The following is a 2,990-nucleotide window of genomic DNA, read 5'->3' on the forward strand; positions in this document are numbered from 1 at the left end:
GGATTTTTTTGTTTCGTTTAGGTCGTCGTTGTTTGGCTACTGCTAAGTAGTCTTTCCTGGCTATTTTTCGGTAGGTTCTGGTTTTTTTTGTGATTTTTTCTTTGAGGGATTTATAGAGGATGTCGATAATTTTTTCGGTATGAACTCTAGCCTTGTTTAATAGTCCTAAGTCCGTCGGATAGCTAATGTCTGCTGGGGCACAGGTCGCGTCTATGATTAATTTTCCTTGATTGGTTGATTCATTTTTTTCGTCCGAATCCTTTTTTTTTTCTGGCGGTTTTGGGGTGGTTTCGCGCATTTTTTCCACCATTCGTTCGTTCACTTTCTTGATTAAATTCGCACTGATTCGCTGCCGAAAGTGGATGGCGGGGTGATGGGTCAAATGGGGGTTCATTACTGTAAGTTGATTGACCGATAAAGTATTGCAGGTATGGGTTTTCTCGGATCTGTTCTACTGTTTCTATGTCGCTGATTCCCAGCTTTTCTTTAATAATTAATGCTCCTAATGCCATCCTAAAGGATTTGGCGGGTGCGCCCATTTCGGTCGGGAAATTTTCCGCATAATCTGATTCAAATTCCGACCAAGGAATTAGTTGGGTCATTTTTACCCAACGGTTGTCAGCAGACAACCTTCCTCCAAAGGGAAGTTCAAAGTCGGATGGGGGGCTTGGGGCAAGCTCAACTTTTCTGTACACGATCACAAATGGTGATGCACGGGTTTTGAGCCATTATACCTGTTTTTCTTGCACCCTTATACCATTTTTTTAAAGATGTGATAGAGATAAAGAATGTAAAATCCAAGACCATCCGGTGAGAAAACCAATGACGCGATCGGTGAAAGATGCCAAAATTTCCTGGATTTTTGTGCGGAGTTCGTCAAGATTACTAAACACCGACCAAGCTAAAAAATCTTTGAGATATTCCCACACTCTTTCTGTGGGATTTACTTCTGGACTTGCCGGAGGCTGAAATAGTAAAATGATATTGTCTGGTAATTCAGATGAGCTTAAATTATGAGCGGGTGCGTTATCTACTTGAATGATGTGTAATTCATGAGGATATTGTATTGACAAAAGTTGTAAATATGCTTCAAAACAAACTTTGTCTAAATGCGAAAACTCCCCAAAAAAACTTTTTCCCGTAGGGATCGATACTGCGCCATACAGCCAAAAACACTCTTATTTCCATTGATGCTTTCCTCGTGGCTTTACGCCGGAAAGCGTCAGCTTACGCCGACTTTATTGTATGCAGCCCTATCCGCGTTTCATCACTACACCAATAAGTGACTTTTTTATATTTGTTTACTTGAGGTAAAGCTTTGTCTAGTAAAGGTTTTATCTGTTGATGGAAGTTATTTTTAAATTCAGTAATTGCCGTAGATTTCTGAGAAATACTGCGAGGTCTGGGAATTTTTAATTTACTTTTTAATTCCCATCTTACTAAAGAATAGACAGCCGAGTAACTACTGGCTATTCCTTTAATCAACCAGAGCCAAAGATGAACTTTTTTATAACTCTTAAATCCTTCTGGGTCTCTCAACTCTTGTTGCAAGGTCGCTGCTATTTCAACTGAGAACTTTTTTGGGCTACCGAAAACCTGCCTATTTTTTAACAAATTTTCCAGACCGCCCTTTCTATATTGGGAGAGCCAGCGATGAATCGTTGCCTCACTTTTACCTAAAACTGTGGATACTTCCCGAACAGTTTCTACTTGTTTTGACTGAAATAAATAAAGCATTTGAACTTTATTATAAGCTAGTATTTTTTTTTGTTGCTTGAGGATTTCTCGCAAACCTTCTACAGATTCTGTAATTTTTATATGAGGACGACCCGACATTGTAATGCTCTCCTTGACTTTTTACACAAGTCTATCACATCTTTAAAAAAATGGTATTACTACTTTTTTGGTCGGAAAACCCATACACTGTTTACTTTTCTCACTGATTCAGCAAGCCCTAAGTAAGTAGACAAAATTAATTACCTAATTTTTCCCAAATTCTCGCAGCGTTTAACAAGTTTGATTCTCCTGATTACCCTAGCTTATAGTGGCGCTATATTTCAAGGTGAAACCCTCAAAAATATGGGTCAACAAAAAAACAAAAAACCCGGAGCAACCAGGTAGAAAGATTCATGACTAAAAAAGTAACAGCAATCTTCTGTTCCAGAAGTATTAGCCAGTTTTGCCATCACGCGAGCGAGGCTAAATTTCCGACCTAGAGGAATTCACAGTTTTCTGGCGAGGTGGGGGCTCGCTCAGCTTTTCGGTACACGATCGCTAGCGGTGATGCAAGGGTTGTGCCCTATTTGATCTGTTTTCCTTGCCTTTGACTTTCGATCGAGCAATTGTCCAAGATATGGGGTGTAACCTTTTTGCACTTATTCAGTAACCCCTACTTAGAGAGTTAATTAGGAACCTGAGACTCAAGAAAAAACAGTCCTAGAAGGACTGGGCTGATATCCCCTTAATCTTTGTCATTCAGGAAGTGGGAGGAGCGCTCAATCTTAGGAGTATTTCTGAAGTAGTAAATCTATAGGAAGACCAAACCCCAAAAAAGTAGCGAGCTGCCACCACGGCTGCAAGCAATCCTAAAAGCAGAAGTGTAGCTTGAATATCTTGCACCAGACAATTCACTTTTTCACCCCAAAGACCGTAGCTAATTGCAGCATAGAAGCCAAGGTCATTCAGGGCAACTGCGACGATCGCTCCTAGCAATCCTGCGGTAGAAAATCCCACCCATAATCCAATGCTAGTCCAAAGAAACCGCAAGAATTGGCGGAAAGCTGGATATTGAACTTTCCCGATGGCCAACAGAGCTGACTCAATTCCTGTATTGCAGAGTACGCGAGGCCAAATGCCAAGAGCTAGGATCGGCAACATCCAAGCAGCCTGAATATACCTCTGGTCATACAATATCTGGTAGTCCTATTTAGTAAAGGATAGAGAAAAAGCAGACATATTCAACAACTCGAAGGCTCAGAACGAATCAGTGC

1 protein-coding gene and 2 pseudogenes are annotated in these 2,990 nt (G+C 40.7%); all 3 read right to left on the reverse strand.

Annotation, left to right across the window (positions count from 1 at the left end; all coding sequences use genetic code 11):
• Window positions 1–695: pseudogene (locus QUB12_RS36930) on the reverse strand (transposase); the annotation flags it as partial.
• Between the two features lie 69 nt (window positions 696–764).
• Window positions 765–1,836 (reverse strand): annotated as a pseudogene (locus QUB12_RS36935) (IS630 family transposase).
• Between the two features lie 639 nt (window positions 1,837–2,475).
• The gene (locus tag QUB12_RS36940) at window positions 2,476–2,877 is read right to left on the reverse strand and encodes a hypothetical protein (RefSeq protein WP_333301294.1); all 402 of its coding nucleotides are present in this window, start codon (window positions 2,875–2,877) and stop codon (window positions 2,476–2,478) included.
• Window positions 2,878–2,990 lie beyond the last annotated feature (113 nt).

Origin of the sequence: Microcoleus sp. B7-D4, assembly GCF_036705125.1 — a bacterium.
Taxonomy (GTDB): Bacteria; Cyanobacteriota; Cyanobacteriia; order Cyanobacteriales; family Microcoleaceae; genus Microcoleus.